Origin of the sequence: Paenibacillus sp. PK1-4R, from assembly GCF_030369595.1 — a bacterium.
GTDB lineage: Bacteria > Bacillota > Bacilli > Paenibacillales > Paenibacillaceae > Paenibacillus.
In genome coordinates this window covers 1766436-1784985 of record NZ_CP126535.1, presented here as the reverse complement: position 1 = coordinate 1784985, position 18550 = coordinate 1766436, and the positions used below count along the sequence as shown (strand labels likewise).

General features: G+C 44.4%; 14 protein-coding genes and 3 pseudogenes. 1 reads left to right on the top strand and 16 read right to left on the bottom strand.

Features of this window, described 5'->3' with window-relative positions; genetic code table 11:
- Positions 1-39 precede the first annotated feature (39 nt).
- Positions 40-387, bottom strand: coding sequence for a hypothetical protein (locus QNO02_RS07590; protein WP_289391609.1), 348 nt, complete (start codon positions 385-387; stop codon positions 40-42).
- Between the two features lie 89 nt (positions 388-476).
- The gene (locus tag QNO02_RS07585; RefSeq protein WP_289391608.1) at positions 477-1043 is read right to left on the bottom strand and encodes a histidine phosphatase family protein; all 567 of its coding nucleotides are present in this window, start codon (positions 1041-1043) and stop codon (positions 477-479) included.
- A 233-nt stretch (positions 1044-1276) separates the two neighbouring features.
- Here QNO02_RS07585 and QNO02_RS07580 point away from each other — a divergent pair, with 233 nt between their 5' ends.
- Entirely contained in the window at positions 1277-1879 is a 603-nt protein-coding gene (locus QNO02_RS07580) for a hypothetical protein (protein ID WP_289391606.1), read from the top strand.
- Positions 1880-1930: 51 nt separating this feature from the next.
- On the opposite strand, the gene QNO02_RS07575 is transcribed toward QNO02_RS07580, so the two are convergent.
- From QNO02_RS07575 to QNO02_RS07505, 14 genes and pseudogenes are all read right to left on the bottom strand, one after another.
- A complete protein-coding gene (locus tag QNO02_RS07575) occupies positions 1931-2410 on the bottom strand; it encodes a hypothetical protein (protein WP_289391604.1) in 480 nt (159 codons plus the stop codon).
- A gap of 161 nt (positions 2411-2571) precedes the next feature.
- Positions 2572-3219 (bottom strand): DUF3885 domain-containing protein, encoded by a 648-nt coding sequence (locus QNO02_RS07570; RefSeq protein WP_289391602.1) that lies wholly within the window; start codon positions 3217-3219, stop codon positions 2572-2574.
- Positions 3220-3356: 137 nt separating this feature from the next.
- Positions 3357-3635: pseudogene (locus QNO02_RS07565) on the bottom strand (DUF3024 domain-containing protein); the annotation flags it as partial.
- 599 nt (positions 3636-4234) lie between these two features.
- Positions 4235-5071 carry a carbohydrate ABC transporter permease gene (locus QNO02_RS07560; RefSeq protein ID WP_091033370.1) on the bottom strand — a complete coding sequence of 279 codons (837 nt, stop codon included), beginning with the start codon at positions 5069-5071 and terminating at the stop codon, positions 4235-4237.
- Between the two features lie 17 nt (positions 5072-5088).
- A complete protein-coding gene (locus tag QNO02_RS07555; RefSeq protein ID WP_091033373.1) occupies positions 5089-6024 on the bottom strand; it encodes a carbohydrate ABC transporter permease in 936 nt (311 codons plus the stop codon).
- Positions 6025-6094: 70 nt separating this feature from the next.
- Positions 6095-7396, bottom strand: coding sequence for an ABC transporter substrate-binding protein (locus QNO02_RS07550; protein WP_091033375.1), 1302 nt, complete (start codon positions 7394-7396; stop codon positions 6095-6097).
- A 410-nt stretch (positions 7397-7806) separates the two neighbouring features.
- Positions 7807-8931 (bottom strand): GntR family transcriptional regulator, encoded by a 1125-nt coding sequence (locus QNO02_RS07545; protein ID WP_289391598.1) that lies wholly within the window; start codon positions 8929-8931, stop codon positions 7807-7809.
- A 504-nt stretch (positions 8932-9435) separates the two neighbouring features.
- Positions 9436-9768: pseudogene (locus QNO02_RS07535) on the bottom strand (DUF4080 domain-containing protein); the annotation flags it as partial.
- Between the two features lie 191 nt (positions 9769-9959).
- Positions 9960-10316, bottom strand: a complete 357-nt coding sequence (locus QNO02_RS07530) for a hypothetical protein (protein ID WP_289391596.1) — start codon at positions 10314-10316, stop codon at positions 9960-9962.
- 355 nt (positions 10317-10671) lie between these two features.
- Positions 10672-11439 (bottom strand): matrixin family metalloprotease, encoded by a 768-nt coding sequence (locus QNO02_RS07525; RefSeq protein WP_289391594.1) that lies wholly within the window; start codon positions 11437-11439, stop codon positions 10672-10674.
- Between the two features lie 447 nt (positions 11440-11886).
- On the bottom strand, positions 11887-13929 hold the full coding sequence (locus tag QNO02_RS07520) for a B12-binding domain-containing radical SAM protein (protein ID WP_289391592.1): 2043 nt from the start codon (positions 13927-13929) through the stop codon (positions 11887-11889).
- Between the two features lie 383 nt (positions 13930-14312).
- Positions 14313-16193 (bottom strand): DNA helicase RecQ, encoded by a 1881-nt coding sequence (gene recQ, locus QNO02_RS07515; RefSeq protein ID WP_249911442.1) that lies wholly within the window; start codon positions 16191-16193, stop codon positions 14313-14315.
- Between the two features lie 310 nt (positions 16194-16503).
- Positions 16504-16770: pseudogene (locus tag QNO02_RS07510) on the bottom strand (Rpn/YhgA-type helix-turn-helix domain-containing protein); the annotation flags it as partial.
- On the bottom strand, positions 16767-18518 hold the full coding sequence (locus tag QNO02_RS07505; protein ID WP_502921877.1) for an ABC transporter ATP-binding protein: 1752 nt from the start codon (positions 18516-18518) through the stop codon (positions 16767-16769). The gene QNO02_RS07505 and the pseudogene QNO02_RS07510, both read right to left, overlap by 4 nt.
- Between the last annotated feature and the right edge of the window lie 32 nt (positions 18519-18550).

Below are 18550 nucleotides of genomic sequence, written 5' to 3'. Positions count from 1 at the left end.
CACCCTTATCATTAAATTGGAAAACACTGTTCTGCCGAATTACCACTCTCTCCATTCTTCCGTAATATCTTCATCCTGGATGTCTAACCCAGCTAGCCTAGCCGCCTTGTCTATAAAATCAGCCAATTCTTCACGTTCCATCGTTTCAATAAAGTAACCATTGGCCTCATTCATTTCATTAAACCTAAGCACAACTTCTTCTACAGCCTTCATCATGCGCTCAGAATCTTGCGTTTCTTGTAATGCTATTAATTGGTGCAAATATGTATCCAGGGCTTGATCAGACATGAGTAATCTCTCTTCTGTAAAAATCTCATCTCCGTGTTTAACCATTCTCTCGTTCCATAGTTTCGTTGGTTTTTCATGAAACAAGTTTTGTAATGTCAATGGAATCAACCCCTTCCATATTTAATCATATCTATATTTTACCTGTAACCCAAATTATGAACAAGCGTTCACGCCTATTCACTTTCACCCTATTCACTCCATAGCCTTGTCACGTTCTCTAATTCCATCTCGTCAAATTGTAATCGATAAATGTCCGGTTTCTTGGTTTGATTCATAAAATCCAATCCGTAATCCGAATCAAAGTAGTTCATCATCAACGTCATTACATGTCCGTGTGTGCCGATCGCCACTTTTTTACCCTTGTATTCTTCTAAAATCTGTTTCAACACGCCCACTGCTCTATTCTGGCAAACCGTGTTCGATTCGCCTCCTGGCAATGCATAATCCGGGTCATCAAACATCTTCTTCGAAGCAGGCTCGAACTCTTCATCCGCAATCATATCATCTGAAAAATGCCTTTCCCGCAGATCCTCCATGATCTGAATATCTAATTCTAACGCTGCTGCCGCACCCTCTAAGGTCAGAATAGCCCTGGCATAAGGACTTGAGACAATGGAATGTATTCTTTCATTCGTTAATATTTCCGTTATTCGTTCTGCATTCATCTTGCCCTCCAGAGTAAGCCCCCTCGTTCTTTCCGTTCCTTCCGTATACGGTGACTCCGCATGCCTTACCATATAAACGATGGTCTTCATAGGACCCTCCTTGAGTTTCTTCTATCAAAATTTATGGTCACGCTTTAGGTCCTTCAACATATTTTGTCTTTTCGTTCCAAAAATCAATGAAATGGTGCCACCATATTTTGATTCTGAATTCAGGATTGAAATTCTGTCAGATATTAATTTACAATAATTTTCAGATATGTGTATAGTAGAAATGAAGCAAGATGTTTTCAAAAGAAGTTAAATCTGACGGAGAGGATGAGATCATGTCTTTTTTCAAAAGGAAGGTTGTACTAGTCTCTTTATTCGTACTGGCTATCTCTGCTGTTGCAATCGCTTATGCAAATGGTCAATCGAAACCGGACGTGCCCATTCATAAAGTCGTCAACCTTTCGGCCAACTCTTTAATATTTCATGAAATAGATAAGCTGGATGCGTTCGCTGAACTGATCGTTATTGGTTATGCAACAGCAGATTTCAGAGATCGAGAGCATGTTATTACTGCATTTGATGATGGAACCATGCAATCCTTTCACACCAATACAAACATCAAGATTGAAAAGATATTGAAGAAACCTGAAGATTTCCCTTCGGATCAGAACGAATTAACAATCATTGAACCCGTCAGCCTGGAAGGAGACGTCAAGTACACAGTTAATGACTATGTAGAACTGCAGAAAGGTGATAAAAGTGTGCTTTTCTTAATGAAAAACTCCTTTGGTGATTATGGATTAATCAATGATAACTTAGGCAAATTCAGCCTTGAAGGGATAACTCAATATAGTTTACCTCAAGCCTCCACTGTAGAAGAGTTATCCGAATACGAAACTTTCCGTGACTCCGTTATGGAGAGATACCATTTGAAATAAGATTTTCATCATACAACGGTGATCTTTGCGGACATAGCTGCCCTCTTTAATCTATTGCACTTCTTTATCAAGACTAACGTCAAAGGATGAAGTTATCGATTTTTGTCTGTAATCATTGGGTGTCACTTTAATCTTCACGTTTAGATGTATAGATTCAGGAAGATTCATTTCAGTTATATTCTCATAACCAATGAAGTAATGATGCTTTTCGTCCAGTTCTATCAAACCTCCACCTGTTGAGCCAGAAGTTGAAATCAAATATCCGTCATGATAAAGCTCACAAGCAATATTATATTCCTCCAAACTGAACCCTTTCACTTCATATCCAACCTTGATTTGATTTTCCGTGTAATCAGCATTTCGTATACTAATCGCACCACCATCAACCATTTGGGTCTGAATTGCAATATTTGCTTCGGGCATCTGCGGTTTCTTTAATAGATAGCCTACTTTTAGGTACCATATAGCTCCTAATACAACTACAGCAAGTACAATCATAGCAATAATAATCTTCTTTTCTTTTTTATCCATACTCCTTACTCCTTACATCAGAACACTCTTGAAGTTCTTTCCAAACCTGTGTTTCAAATAATACATTACCCCTGCGCGATCAACATCTGAAAACTGTCTTGGATCATCGATCATCCATTCCATTAGGGATTATGATCAATTTAATTTCAGGTTTTCCCGCATTATCCTATAAATATATTGTTAATTTTGTCTCGATCATAATCTAGAATCCAATCGTTATATTCTGTATAGACATCCATTAGCTCTTCCTTTGCTGCTGAAATAACATCGCAACCTCTATCATCATAGATGTGAAATATCGTTTTCTTACTTATATTAACAAAATACACACTATGATAAATCTTTGGCTTAATTCCAACATCATGATTACATATAGCTTTGATTAACTGATTATATTTCAAGTCCTCAACTCTACATTTAGTCCAGTACCTATACATGTTGTTCCTTGGGTCTGGGACTTCATCCGGTTCACAATCCAAACCTGAAAGTATCTCAAGTCTCAAGGCTCTAATTGGCCCTTTCTTCTTGATATATTTCCTGTACAGGTTCAATTTCTTCACTTTGTGTTTAGGCTTATCTGAAAAATAAGCTTGAGTTATTAATAGGACTTCATCTTCTTGATCATGAAGAGCCTTAAATAAGTCAAGCGATCGATGATAAACTTGTTCCATGTAATGCTCCGTATTTATCCCAAACATCAGAGGATTGCCAAGTTCGAATCGTATTGCAACATCCCAATTATAAAAAAGAGGCGGTTTTTCTAATGTCAGGTTTGGAAAATGCTCTGCCAGGTATGTCTTCAGGTCCATTCTGTGGCCTCCAAATTCTCTTTAAAGATGAATGCCTGCTAAAAAATGAGTCCGTCTCTTCAATGGTTTCCCGTTTGACATTCAGATCTTTTAATGTTAATTAGCTTACTCAACTCTCCAACACTTTTTTTGAAAAATTAACCCCAGAACATTCCGTTATGACCTTCGTCCACGATCTTTAGCTGTGTTTCAAAATCTTCATTCGGTTTAATATCATCAATGAAATGCCATCTGCCCTTACTGTCCTGCCAATAGATTTTCCATGCCTGCTCATCTAATCTGAACTGTGCTACCGGCATCTGTACCCATTGCTCGCTTCGAAAGGCTTGTCTTTCTTCAATCAACGTCACATGATTTCCTCTTATTTTATTACTAATCTTCATCTGACTTTTCACGTGCTCGGGTACAGCATTTTCGGTGTAATGGTCTTGATTATATCATGTTGTTCTCTCCGATTTAAATGATGCTTTTAGTGTTGTAAAAGGTGAAACGGAGCGCGGCTTATGCAATGGCAAGCCGCGTCAGGATGAGGTGCTGCGCCCAATGGGGCAGTACCTCATGGGGTTGCACCGCGTGCATTAGTGCGGTGCTCATGCTGCCATCACGAGCACACTTTCATGATGGCAACACTTGGTGCATCACGATAGCTGCGCCGTGATGCACGCAAAAAAGCGCCGCGACTTCATCGTCGTGGCGCTTCCTCCTGCATAAGCCAATCGGCCATGCAGCTTTTGTTACGCTACTGCGTCCCATTGGCGCAGCATAACGGTTTCTTTTGATTTTACAATTTTAATAATGGGGCTATGCTAATCATTTACGACTTAGGGGACAGGCCACGAGCTGGATGTTTCTCCTCATCTAAAAGCTGCCTCTCAAGCCAACAGAGCCTGAGCGATCTGATCGATAATGCCATTGATGCCTGTGGGTCCATAACAGCCGATCCATGTCGCGGAATGGTCCGTCCTAACATCCCTGGGGTTCCGCATCGCTGGAGCTTAATTCATATAAATGATGTTCAACCTTTTATACCGCTAAATGTAATGCCGCTAATAAACGTCTTTTGAAGAAAAAAGAACAAAACGATAATAGGTAATGTCATCAAGGTGGATACGGCCATTAATAGACCCCATTCGGATCCCTTTTGACTCTGAAATTGCTGCAATCCGAGCGAAACCGTGTAAGATGGTTCATTGGTTAAATAGAGCAAGGGGCCCATGAAATCAGTCCAGCTCCCCATAAATTGAAACAATGCCACGGCTAAAACGGCGGATTTGGCTAGTGGAAACATGATCTGTAAATATATACGGAACTCACTAGCGCCGTCTAAGCGGGCCGCTTCACGCAGGGCATCAGGCAGTCCCATGAAAAACTGCCGCAATAGAAAAATGTAAATGGGCACTCCAAAAAATTGGGGTACAATCAGTGGAAGAGGTGTTCCTACCCAACCTAATTTAGTAAACAACAGGAATAGAGGAATCATCGTCACCTGTCCGGGGATCATCATAACAGCAAGGGTAACAAAGAAAAGTATACCTCTCCCACGGTACTCTAACTTGGCAAAACTATATGCAACCAAGGGACAGGATATGATCACACCAAGCGTACTAACGATAGTTATAATCGCCGTGTTTTTCAGATATGTCCAGAAAGGGATATACTCAACAGCACGGGAATAATTACTCCACAGAATTGGATGCGGAATCCACTCGGGTGGAAATGTAAAGACTTGTGTGAGTGGTTTAAGAGAAGTCGAAAGCAGCCAAATGAACGGAATCATGAAAAATGCAGAAGCAACAATTAGACATAAATAGGCTAACGCACGATTGATTCTTTTGATAGCGGTAGGATTCATCCCTTACTTCCTCCTCCTTATTTCCCTTGATAATGAACCCAGCGTTTAGACGTAATAAAAATAATTCCGGTTAATGCCATAACGATAATAAATAAGATCCAGGCCATTGCGGAGGCATAACCCATTTTGAAATATCTGAATCCGTTCTCATATAAATACATGACGTAAAAAGTCATGGAATTTGCAGGAGTTCCTTGCCCTTTGGTCAACGTATAGGGAAGAGTAAACTGTTGGAATGCACCAATCATTCCCATGACAAGGTTGTAGAAAATAACGGGAGTGAGCAAAGGCAGGGTTACCTTTCTCGTTTTCTGAAACCAGTTAGCTCCATCGATTTGCGCCGCTTCATAGTACTCCTCAGGGATGTCTCCTAATCCAGCAAGGTAGATAACGACAGCTTGCCCAATACCCCAAAGCGACATCAGAATGAGAGAGGGCTTGGACCATGACTCACCACCAAGCCAAGGAGGCCCTTCGATACCGATATTCGCTAACATCCCGTTCACCAATCCGAAGTTTGGATGTAACAGCCACATCCACAGAACAGCCAGAGCCACTTGTGGCACGAGAGTAGGTAAGAAAAAGATCGTTCTGAATACAGCCATACCCTTGACCTTCATATTCAACATCATAGCGAGTGCCACACCAATAAATATACTTAAGGGAACAAAAAATACGGTAAAATAAAGCGTGTTGTATATGGATTTCCAAAACAGAGGATCATGGAAAAGATCTCTATAATTATTCATTCCGACAAATTCACCAGGCTGCAGAATGCTGTAAGTAGTGAAGCTGAAGTAGATGGACATTAGCATGGGAATTGCATAAAAGCATAGCAGCCCTATAGCCCAAGGTGAAGCAAACAGCCACCCAATCACGTTAGTTCTGTGAAGTGCTCGTTTCCTTGCCGATGGAATTGCTTTTACTTGAACTGGATCGGCCAGTTTCGCCATGTACATTCTCCTTCCAATTGTCATTCATGAATAGGCAAGGAGAGAGTTCGCTCCCTGCCTACCGAGCACCCTATTTGTCGTATTTTTCCAAAGCCTTATTAACAGTCTCTGTTACTCTATCCAGGTTCTCTTTCGGAGTACCGTTACCGCGGGTAGCCTTTTCCGTAGCGGAAGCTAACTCATTCCACAGCAGTTGTCCTTCAGGAATAACCGGGCGGTTATGTGAATTGGGCAAAATATTAATAAATTCCTTCATAATCGGATCGTCCTTGTAACCGTATTGGTCGTTAACCGAATCGATAACGGAAATTTGAGAGTCAGCGTTTAATAACGTTTGCCCCTCTTCTTTCCCTAAGAATTCGAGGAATTCCCAAGCAGAAGCGACGTTCTTGGCGCCTTTAGGGATAATAGCGGACCCGCCTCCCGACCATGTCGTAAAATTAGTACCTGTTGGGGTCGGTATTGGTGCAACACCGTAGTTTAAATCCGGCTTAAATTTTTCGATACCCTTCACCGTGAAGTTTCCACTTATCTTCATGCTGACTTGACCGGAAATGAACGGATCCATTTCCTCCGAGCCAGCTGCGCTTGTGAATCCGGCAATATCCTCGACATTGTATTTTTTGCCAAAGTCGGTCATCCATTGTAATGCTTCAACGACTTTAGGATCATTTGCGGTAATTTTGCCGGTGGCAGCGTCCTGGAATTCTCCTCCAAATGCCCATCCCCAAGTATACAGCCAGCCTTGCGAATACCATGGGATGAACCCGATCCGTTTGAAACGTTTACCTTCCTTGATGGTTAACTTATCGGCGGCCGCTTCAAGCTCGGCGATCGTTTGTGGTGGTTTGTTGGGATCCAGCCCTACTTCTTTGAAATGATCCTTATTGTAAAATAGCAGGCGAGAGTCCGTATCCATCGGCATTGCATAAAGCTTTCCTTGATAACTGGACTCCTCCCATGCAAATGGATAATACATTTCCTTACGAATTCCGGATTCTGCTGCCATCGAGGATAAGTCAGTCAGAGAACCTTGCGCAGCCCAAGTACCGACCTTAAACCGATCGAAAAGTGCAACGTCAGGAGGATTGCCGCCTGCGACTGCAGTCAGCAGCTTCTGATCGGATCCCTCGTTGGATTCTGTATAAACCAATTTCATTTTGATGGTAGGGTTTTTCTCCTCAAATGCCTTCACGACTTTATTCATATTATCTAAATCAATTGAGGTAAGACCATGCCACATCGTAACCGTTGTAATCCCCTCTCCGGCCTGATCGTTTGAGCCTCCCTTCGTTGAGCAAGCGGTTACAAGTAGTAACATAACCAGAAAGTAAACAAGAATTGGAAATGCGAATTTTTTGGATCTCCTCATTCAAAGTCCCCCTTAAGTTAAATTCATTAGTTTAACTTGGATTCCTATAAGATCCACTTCATTTTCCGATAAATCCACATTTTATGTAAGCGCTAACAACATTGGTGACATGAACTATGCAAAACAGAAAATGATGAACAAAGTGAATTTGTTATAAGGAATCCACTAGTTATACTAAGTATGTTAATATGACGTCATGCAGCGTGTCAATTGCAATATTACGACATTGATGTATGGCTACTTCACAGAAGACAGACCGCGTTTAGAAGACGTTTTTCTAGCGAGATCAGGAAGGTCCATGCTTCGAAGTTTATACTTTCTGATATCAAAAAAAGGCCGAAAAGCCCCTGGAGACTTCTCGACACATTGAACAATATCCTAGCTTTTGTTGAGCTGTGCTTGTATTAACCCTACCTGTTATTTTTAACGACCATACGATGATCAATAATGTTTAGCTCGGGAACTGCTGTTCCATGCAACTGAGAGATGAGCATATCCACTGCCAATTCACCCATCTGCTTCTCATCCTGCTTAATATGAGTGAAGATGGGTTGACCTAGGTAATCGTTCAGGGAGTCGAAACAAACAATCTCGAATTCCTCCAAAGATTTCCCCATCGAGTTGATGACCTGAGCCAGCATGGTAGCTATTAGAAATTCCGACGCGACAAACGCCTTTACATCAGGGTGTTGTTTCAAAAAATGCTCTACTGTTTCTTTATCACGTTCAATCGCTGTTCCGTTTATGTTTATGGGAAGGGTACCCTTCAAGTTCGTCAATACATAATCTTTGTTCAAGTTCATTCCTTCTTGGGTGAAGGCAAACGTATACCCGAGCAGCCTTTCCTCCAATGTTGAAGTGTTCTCTTCCGGCGGAGATAAAAAGGCAATTTTTTTATGACCTTTGCTGATCAGATGACGTGTAAGATCCATGGCTGCTTTCTGATTGTCTGTGTACACCGAACAAACCGGAATTCCTTTTAGGTATCTATCGACCAAAACAATTGGAAACCGATCCAATACAAGTCGAAGCAGCTCCGAATTATAGTGTTGACCATGAATGGGGGTCACGATTAATCCTTTGATGCCCAAACCAATAAATAAGTCGATCGCGCGTTTTTCCTCATCCCGATCCCCGCAAGTTCGCTTGATAATGAGTTGATAATTATGCTCAGCACTCCGCTTTTCCATCGATCTAAGAAGTTGTAGGCCAAACTCGTCAGAAAAATTCGGTATAATAAACCCGATCAACCGCTTATCATCCTCATGAACCAAAGTCGTTCTTACCTCTGAATAATGCTTCGGTTCTTGTCCTCCAATTATACCATCGGCCACATATGAACCTTTTCCTTGTATTCGTTTGATAACCCCAGAATCCGCCAATTTCTCCAGAGCCTTTTTAGATGTAATACGACTGACGCCAAATTTTTCAGCCAATTCTTTTTCAGAAGAGACTCGGTCTCCTTCTTTTAAACGACCTTCTTTAATCTCTTGTACAATATAGATATATATCTGCTCGTATAAATGCAATTCCACAAAACCACCCTGACATCATAATATTAATATACTAAGTATATTACACAAGAAGTAATTCGCAAAGTTACTGAGAATACCGACGAACTTCTGTGGCATGGAGTTTTCCAAGTCTACTATGTCAGACCTCTGCTTACAATTAGACCCCATGGTAGGGGCACGGAATAACTGGCCCTTAGTCGACAGCCGATTCCCGTTTATCTTAGAGTTCTATATTTATTACTTGTTTTACTTGAAGGAACAAACACGCAATCACAATGTTCTCCATCATTACTAATATCTCCAAACAAAATTTTATGTATTTGATCTTTGATAAAATACCCTCTTCTAAAGGCTCCGTAAGGATCCGCAGCTTGATTATGTTGTTAGGCGCAGTACCCTCTTCTTTGAATAGCTTTCAAATCTCTATCCAAAATCTATTTAATATGTTTCCATCTTCTGCTAACTTCCCGCAGCGGCAGTCGCACTCGTACCGCTGCTTTCCAGCCATGCCGTGCCTGAGGCACCGGCAATGCGCGGCAGGCGAACGTCTTCCGGACGTTCAGCCAGGGTCTTCATATAACCCGCCCACTGGTCTTTCTGGAGTGGATCTTCCCACCAGATTTTGCGTGGTTTGTACTTGTGGCCGAGGAAATAGTCCAGCTTCATCAAGCCGAGCACGACATCCATATGCGGCGTTCTGCGCGACTTCAGGAAGCTGTGCAGACGGGTGAACAGATCCTCCAGCTGGTGACCGATCTTCTGCCAGCCCTGACCCTCCCAGTAATCCCCGAACGCCTGGAAGAAGTCAAACGGCGAGTTAAATTCCTGCTCCATCAGATACTTCAGCGTATGGTCTATAGATCAAGTCTAACCGCACAAATCATCCGTAAATTAACCATAGTCCCCCTGTGATAAACTCTCCCTACTTCACCATCTAACACGTAAAAACACCTCCAAAATTGGGCTCCGTATCTTACGATCGGATTGCACTCTCTCGGAGGTGTTACTATTTATCTCAGACTATAGGGCCCTTAAGTTCATCAAATATACTATTTTTTTGTATACTTGTTATTATAGGCGATGAGATATCTCGTTTTAGAATCTTCTACAGCAATCATATCTGTACTGTTTTCGTGTTTAATTTTAAATAGTTTTGTACCTACTTTGTATGTGTTGGAACTTATAATGTTCTCATCATCATGATCACTCTCATTCGTTGAGGATATTTCTATCTCACCTATTTGTTCATCTAGTTCATCCTCTGTAATGGTGTCATTGCTTGTAATATAGACTTCTTCCTTTAATTTTATCATTTTATCTGAAGCAAAACTTCCAGAGGACGATGAACACCCGAACAAAAATAAAATCAATGAAATGACAGGTATAAATAGCAATTTTCTTTTCATATTTCCTCCATAGATAGACGAAGGCCCCTATTTCAACGGGGCCTTGACCTTGAACTTTTATTTACCGAAAGCGGAAGTTGAAACTTCGTCAAGAGTAACTAAACGATTATCGTAAAGATTTTTATACGAGCTATCAGCCACTTTAAACGATTTTTCATCCTGTTTAATAAAGATACTTTCATCCTCGTTAATAGGAATGAATACATTATCATCAATCTTTTTTAGATACAATAATACTTCTGTACCTTCTTGGAGTTCGGTAGAATGCTCATGATAAATAATGGACGTATCCGTCTCTCCGCCAATTTGTCGTAGATTAATTAGATCTCCCTCTGAAACTTCTCCTTTGATGACATTATCTATAGCTACCTCCGATTGCCAAAAATGCTTCCTCTGTTTCACCATCATTTTTGATGAGAGGACTAAGTTTGTTTTTAACCATTCCACTCACAATAACATCGGCATCATGTGCACGAGCTTCAAGGGTGCTATAGCCGATAGCCCAGGAATAATGATTTATTTTTAAGTCTTTTTGTGTGGTTTGAACCTTTTCCAAAACATTATCAGGAACATCTAACACAGGTTCATCACTCTGCACGCTAGCAAAGTTATTGTTATAGATAACATTAATGGTATTAATGTCCCATGAAGTTGGCGACTTGTTTGGACGTCCGTCAATTAAAGTTCCAGAAGAATTACGTTCAAATGTATTGGGAGTCATAACGGTAGGGTTACCAAATGGAGCGTGATCCAACCCAAGAGCATGACCAAATTCATGAGTTGCGATGCCCTTTACATGATCTGTAGTGTAATGACTTTGAGCTGTATAGTATGTATTAACCCATGTCTTCATGGTGGAATAATTTCCGGTTATAATACTAGTGGTCCACTGTGCAAATCCGTCCCAAGTAACACCACTGTCAGATTTATTGCCTGCAGTAAACTTAGAATTGGTCCCAGCTTTTAGAAAGACATCAGTAGAAAGATTCCACTCATCTCTAGCATGTGTCCATATATTGGTGTAGACATTATTGGTCCCATTGTTTTGATAAGTTATATTTCTGCTTCCCCAAGAGTAACCAGTTACTGGAGTCGCATAAACTTGTAAGTTACTAAACAACATTCCTGCTAGACCGCACAGTAATAATGCTTTCTTAACATGTTACATGTAAACACTCCTTAAAAAATGGATTTTATTACCAGTAAATTAAATATAATGATGGTCATATCGAAATGTCAATGCTCTATGTAAAAAAAGTATTTTTCTGCTATAAATCCCCACAATTATTATAAAATAAAAACAGCGAGCCCTATCTCGATTTATCGAGGTAGGGGCTCCCTTAATTGTACTAGGGACTTTTTCAGTGCCTCGTACTCTACAGGGGTCATCCTTTTTAAGTTCCATTGGGTTGCACCGCGTTTGAATAACCGCGGTGCTCATCATTGCAGCAGCATCACGGGTGCGACGCCGTGATGCACGCAAAAAAAGCGCCACGACCTCATAGTCGTGGCGCTTCCTCTTGCTGTATGGCAATAATTAGCCCATGCAGCTTATCTCAGGCCGCTGCACCTACATAGCAGCGGCTTCTTCTCCCAGCGGCAGCGTGTAATACTGCGCCTGCTGCCCTTCATGCTGCTGGTACACAACGACCAGCAGCGTCCGACCTTTCGCGGCAAGCGGGCTGGCGCCAGCTAGCACACGCTCAAGCCGGAACGGAAGCACATCCAATACGGTGTGCTTCTGCAGTTCCTTTTCGCCGAGACCAAGGTCGGCGAAAGCACGGGCACCCATGACCGTCTGTGCGGTCATGGCCGAGGTCATCGGCAACGCACGCGAAGCGTTGCCGTCCACCATGTCCGCCGCTCCATCCGCGGCGGACCCTGTTGCGTCGCCCGAAGCAAGCGACGCTGCACCCCCGGCTTCGCTGCCGATCACACCCGCCGCATCCGCGGCAGAGTCTTCCTCGGCAGCAGTCGAACTTCCCGCAGCGGCACTCGGACCCGTGCCGCTGCTTTCCAGCCATGCCGTGCCTGCGGCACCGGCAACACGTGGCAATCGAACGTCTTCCGGACGTTCAGCCAACGTTTTCATATAACCCGCCCACTGGTCTTTCTGGAGCGGATCTTCCCACCAGATTTTGCGTGGTTTGTATTTGTGTCCGAGGAAATAGTCGAGCTTCATCAGGCCGAGCACGATATCCATATGCGGCGTATTCCGCGACTCCAGGAAGCTGTGCAGACGAGTAAACAGATCCTCCAGTTGGTGCCCAATCTTCTGCCAACCCTGACCTTCCCAATAATCCCCAAACGCCTGGAAGAAATCAAACGGCGAGTTGAACTCCTGCTCCATCAGATACTTCAGCGTATGGTCCATCCGGTGTGCGTTCCAGTATTTCTCCAACACATCCTCCAGCCGCTTCAAGCGCACGATGTCACTGAACGGCAGGACATCACTGCCCAGAATCTCATATGGCGCGTGATCCATATACGTATAGTTGTACTTTTCCGCATCCAGACGCAGACCCGTACCACGCAGCATTTTGAGGAATCCGAGCTGAAGCTCTTCCGGCCCCAGTGCAAACACATCGTTAAACGTTTTGCGGAACGTATTGTAATCTTCCTCCGGCAGTCCGGCGATGAGATCCAGATGCTGGTCGATTTTACCGCTAGCTTTCACTTTGTTTACGGTACGGCTCAGCTTGGTAAAGTTCTGACGGCGTTTCACCAGTTCATTGGTCGGATCATTCGTGGACTGAACCCCGATCTCGAACCGGAATGTACCCGGCGGCGCATTCTCTGCCAGATAGTCCAGTACTTCAGGACGCATAATATCCGCCGTAATTTCAAACTGAAACACTGTCCCCTGATGATTCTCGATCAGGAATTTGAACATTTCGAGCGCATAATCCCGTTTAATGTTAAACGTCCGGTCCACAAACTTAATCAGCTTCGCACCCTTCTCGATCAAGTACAGAATGTCCGACTTCGTCCGCTCAATATCGTAATACCGCACGCCGACCTCAATACTGGACAGACAGAACTGACAACTAAACGGACAGCCCCGGCTGGTCTCAAAATAAATAACACGCTTCCCGAGATCGGGAATATCCTCTTCAAATCGGTGCGGTGAAGGCAGATCGTTCAGATCCGCTTTCGGCCGTCCTGGCATGAGAATGACTTCTTCCCCTTTGCGATACGCCAGTCCATACACGAAGTGGAACTTCTTGCTTCCTTCCAGCTCCGTCAAAAGCTGATGCAACGTCTCTTCCCCTTCACCCATCACGATGAAATCAACATTGGGAATCCGATTCATCCAATATTCCGTGTCGTAGGACACTTCCGGCCCGCCCAGCAGTATTTTCACGTTCGGCATAACCTTCTTGAGATTATCTATGACCTTGATCGTCTCTTCGATGTTCCAGATGTAACACGAGAAACCAATCACATCCGCGCCGCGCTGATACAGATCAGACACAATGTTCATCACCGGGTCCTTGATCGTATACTCCGCCAAGTCAATATCAAAATCCTTCTCACTGTATGCCTTCAGACACCGCAAGGCCAAGGAGGTATGGATGTACTTTGCATTTAATGTAGAAAGAATAACCTTCATGGTTCACAACCTTTGCCTGGACACCCAGACCATATTTTTTGGTAAAAGGAAAGCTGCACAGCCATCCTGCCCGGGATGCTGTTCATCTAAACCTCTTTTGAACTAGCCATTTCATCTCTCATGGACATATCCAACTTTTGTCTTTCAAAGAGTGGACACTCTTTTCAAAAAGACATATACACCTCGCCAAACCCAAACCACAACATACAGTAAATAACCCATATAATAAAACTACATGTTGTATACGATAAGGTCAGCCATTTCTAACGCCAATGTCCACCCTTTGAAAGACAATTAGCCATCATTTGTCCACTCTACAGAGATACAACAACCAACTTCAAAGATTCGAAAGTGAAAATTAACAATACATACTCAATTCACACTTACTCATACTCGTAAAACGCATCATCATCCGTATCCACTTCTTCGCCCGATTGCTTCTGGAAAAACTCCAGGAACGGTAGTCCATACTTGCGGTACTTGACCTCGCCGACCCCTTTGATATCCAGCATGTCACGTTCTGTCTGTGGACATACCACACTCATCTCACGCAGGGTCGCATCATTGAAAATAATGTACGATGGCACATGCTCTTTCGCCGCCAGATCACGACGGATCAGACGAAGTTGTTCAAATACCGTCTCATTAACCGCAGATGGCATTGCATCGCGTCCACGACGTCCGCCGTAATTCGTACCCGAAGCCGTCGCCGCTGTCTTGCGGACGACACGTTGCATCACTTCACGCTGGCCTTTGAGCACCTCCACCGCAAGTGGTTGCAAACGTACAACCGGATACTGTCCCTCGGACAACATCAGATATCCTTCGGATACCATCACGTTGATGATCTCCGATATCTCGCGCTCTGTCCGATTGCCCATCACGCCGTAGGTTGGCAGAGAGTTGAAGCCGTAATCAAGCACCTTTTTGGCACGGGAGCCTTTGAGCACCGAAGCGACCAGCGATACACCATACCGTTCACGCATGCGGTGAATACAGCTGAATATTTTCTGGGCATCAATCGTCATGTCTACCAGCTCGCGGTCGTCCGTACAGGAACTGCAAATACCGCAAGGCGTATCGTCATGCACCTCACCAAAATAATCCAGCTGCGCACTGCGCAGACAACGCGTTGTGTAACAGTAATCCACCATCTGTTGCAGCTTCCGGTAATCGTTCTGTTTGCGGTCGCCCTCCATCGGATTCTGCTCAATCAGGAACTTCTGGGTGATAATGTCCTGTGCCCCGAATAACAGAATACACTGGCTTGGCTCTCCATCCCGGCCTGCACGTCCGGCTTCCTGCACATATGCCTCCATATTTTTCGGCATGCTGTTATGAATAACGTAACGCACGTTCGATTTATCAATCCCCATCCCAAACGCATTGGTCGCCACCATCACACGGATATCATCGTACAAAAAAGCTTCCTGGCTCTGGGCCCGTTCATCGTCCGTCATCCCGGCATGGTAGCGTCCTGCGGGCAATCCCGCCTGCAACAAACGCTGATGCAGATCGTCCACGTCCTTACGGGTCGCGGCGTATACAATCCCTGGCTCACTGGCATGCTCGCGCGCATAATTCAGGACAAAGTCCTTCTTGCTCTCGCCGCGCAGCACGCTAAACGCCAGATTATCCCGCCCAAGTCCGGTCACATACGTCTGCGGGTCCTGCAAACGCAGCAGCCGCAGAATATCGCCCATGACCTCGGGCGTCGCTGTTGCCGTGAAGGCCGCAACCACCGGCCGCTCCGGCAAACTGTCCACAAACGGCGCTACCGCCAGGTAGCTTGTCCGAAAATCATGTCCCCACTGTGACACACAGTGGGCCTCATCCACAGCAACGCATGAGATCGGCAAATAGCCCATCTCCTCGCGGAACCAATCCAGCTCCAGTCGCTCAGGCGCGACATAGAGCAACTTCAGCTCACCGCGCTGCGCCGCGCGGATGCGATCATTCACTTCTTTGCCGCTAAGTGTACTATTAATATACGCGGCAGCAATTCCGGCGGTCGTCAACGCATCGACCTGGTCCTTCATCAATGAGATCAACGGGGAGACAACAAGTGTCAGTCCCGAATATAACAAGGCGGGGATCTGATAACAGATCGACTTACCGCCCCCGGTTGGCATAATACCCAACGTATCTTCACGTTCGAGCAGGCTGGCTACAATCTTTTTCTGTCCCTCACGGAAGTCGGGGTAGCCATAATATTTTTGCAGGAGACCCTGCGCTTCTTCTAATGTAGGTGTTTGCACACTCATGTAAAGACTCCTTACTTATCACCGGTGTTTCTCCACCAGCTTGGTCCGATCCGATTCTGACATCCGAAAGCAGCTCATATGCCGCATCCTTGACAACAAAATGGCGTTCTCATGACTTGTCCGTCAAGCAAACGCCGCTCCCTTTAGTTTAACGGCCCAGCCACGAATGAGCAACCGCGTTTTACTGTAAAACGTTTGAACCTTCTTCATCAAAATAAAAACAACCGTTCATCCCCGTTTGGACAAACGATTGCATTTAATTTAAAAAACAATTAAGTCATACAGCGACTGTTTTGCACTGGTGGTACTTCTAATCTTTCAATGCTTCAACTTCAGGCTCAGATAAGCCGCTTGTTTTGGCGATAACTGAAACTTCAATTCCAAATGAGAGCATGTTTTTTGCAATCTCAATCGCCTTTCTTTTTTCCCCTTCTATTCCCTTTTCCGTAGCCCACTCAATCATGGAAGCTTCATCATGCAAATACTTCTGCCGCTCTTCATACAAACGACGTGCCTCCCGATCCTGACTGAGTAACTCCGACGTATCCCTTACTTTCTTAACCCCAGATTCATTCATGTTATATCACCGCCTCTTGCATTCATGCGATAATACAATCCTTTCCTCTGCATCAGTTGTTCATGCGTTCCATCTTCGGCAATTCGGCCATGCTCCATCACAAGGATACGAGAGCACTGACGGGCAACCTCCATGCGATGTGTGACGAGCAATCCTATTCTGCCTTTCATAAAGTTCAACAAGTGATTCATCACCTTCTGTTCTGTCTGAATATCCAGTGATGACGTTGGTTCGTCCAGAATATACAGATCCGATGACCTCATAAAGAGCCTGGCAAGCGACAGTCGCTGCTGTTGGCCTCCAGATAAATTGGCCCCTTTCTCTTGCAACATTGCTGCGTATTGTCCTTCCTGTGCCTCAATGTATTCATGCAAACCTGCCTGCCCTGCCGCAAGCTTTACCTTGTCCAATGTAACGTCTGAACCCAGACGGATATTGTCTTCAAAACTTCCTGTGAAAAAAGTTGGTGTCTGCGGCATATACGTCAGTCTGGACTGGTCATCCATCTCTACATACTCTGCAACATGTTTATCACCCAGCAAAACGCTTCCGTTTGTTGGCTCAATCAGCCCTGCACACACATGGCATAAGGTAGATTTGCCTGCACCACTGGCGCCAACTACCGCAACCAGTTCACCAGGAACCAGATTAAGCGTAATCTGATCCAAAATCGTCCGACCACTGTTTTCATCTATTACCGTAACCTGTTGAAGACGTAGCATAGCCATTTCGTTCTCTTTATGTGCCCCTTTTTGTGTACTCCCTTGATCTTGGTTACAAATTTCCTGTGCAAACTCCTCGTGCTTCGTATTAGATGCGTCAGTCTTCTTGTTCTCCGCCAATTTCAACCATGCAGAGATACGTCCAAATGCGCCCACGCTGGCTTGCATCTGACTCCACTGGCTGGACAAGCCGAGTACTGGCCACACTACCAATTCAAACAGCAGACTACTTGCAACAACCATGCCCGGAGACAAAGTTCCCCTAGCCGCTGACAAAGCAATAAGGAACAAGGCTGCCAATTGAGCCAGACCAAACACCGCCATCGCCACGTTATCCGACATGCTCAGGGTCATCTGTAACTTGGCCTGAACACGATTCAGTGTTTGCTGTTGTGTTCGAAAACGAGCAAGAAACCACGGTGAAGCATCATACATCTGAATCACCGGTATCCCTTCAACATACTGCTGGATCTGTTCTTGGGACTCGCCTTCCCGGGATTCGACCTCATCGGACAGATGTACAATTCGCTGATCATACAACCTCGCCGTAAACCAGATTGCCCCTGCACTTACCAAGGCGATAACCGCAACCCATGCATCTGCTCTGTACAAGTAACCCAGCGATAAAGCAATGATGAATACAACCGTAACACCCTCTGCAATAGCCTCCACAACTTCTGCACCATGCTTGGTGTCTTCTTTGAGGCGAAGCATCACATCTCCGGACTTCTGTCTGCGCACCCAGGAATAAGGCATCCGGTTTAAAAGTTTCAACAGATCCATGGACATATCCCGTTGCATCGATTCCTTGAGCCATACCAGCACGTAACGATGCATCGCGAGCAATACAATAAATCCTGCCAGAATAGCGATGAAAATCATTGCGGTGGCATTAAGCTGTTCCTGTCCCCCATCATGAATAGCATCCACGAAGAATCCCTGTACAAAGGCAAGTCCCCAATCAAAGACCGCATCTGCTGCGATAAAAATGAGCAAGATCACTACAGCTAATCCATAAGGCTTCATCCAGCGAAAAATAACGGGCCATACCGTTGCCA

Excerpts from the sequence above, each read along its gene's own strand:
- QNO02_RS07550 (WP_091033375.1), bottom strand. The coding sequence starts at position 7,396 with ATGAGGAGATCCAAAAAATTCGCATTTCCAATTCTTGTTTACTTTCTG.
- QNO02_RS07530 (WP_289391596.1), bottom strand. The coding sequence starts at position 10,316 with ATGAAAAGAAAATTGCTATTTATACCTGTCATTTCATTGATTTTATTT.
- QNO02_RS07575 (WP_289391604.1), bottom strand. The coding sequence starts at position 2,410 with ATGGATAAAAAAGAAAAGAAGATTATTATTGCTATGATTGTACTTGCT.
- QNO02_RS07560 (WP_091033370.1), bottom strand. The coding sequence starts at position 5,071 with ATGAATCCTACCGCTATCAAAAGAATCAATCGTGCGTTAGCCTATTTA.
- recQ (WP_249911442.1), bottom strand. The coding sequence starts at position 16,193 with ATGAGTGTGCAAACACCTACATTAGAAGAAGCGCAGGGTCTCCTGCAA.
- QNO02_RS07520 (WP_289391592.1), bottom strand. The coding sequence starts at position 13,929 with ATGAAGGTTATTCTTTCTACATTAAATGCAAAGTACATCCATACCTCC.
- QNO02_RS07585 (WP_289391608.1), bottom strand. The coding sequence starts at position 1,043 with ATGAAGACCATCGTTTATATGGTAAGGCATGCGGAGTCACCGTATACG.
- QNO02_RS07555 (WP_091033373.1), bottom strand. The coding sequence starts at position 6,024 with ATGGCGAAACTGGCCGATCCAGTTCAAGTAAAAGCAATTCCATCGGCA.
- QNO02_RS07525 (WP_289391594.1), bottom strand. The coding sequence starts at position 11,439 with ATGTTGTTTAGTAACTTACAAGTTTATGCGACTCCAGTAACTGGTTAC.
- QNO02_RS07505 (WP_502921877.1), bottom strand. The coding sequence starts at position 18,518 with ATGAAGCCTTATGGATTAGCTGTAGTGATCTTGCTCATTTTTATCGCA.
- QNO02_RS07570 (WP_289391602.1), bottom strand. The coding sequence starts at position 3,219 with ATGGACCTGAAGACATACCTGGCAGAGCATTTTCCAAACCTGACATTA.
- QNO02_RS07580 (WP_289391606.1), top strand. The coding sequence starts at position 1,277 with ATGTCTTTTTTCAAAAGGAAGGTTGTACTAGTCTCTTTATTCGTACTG.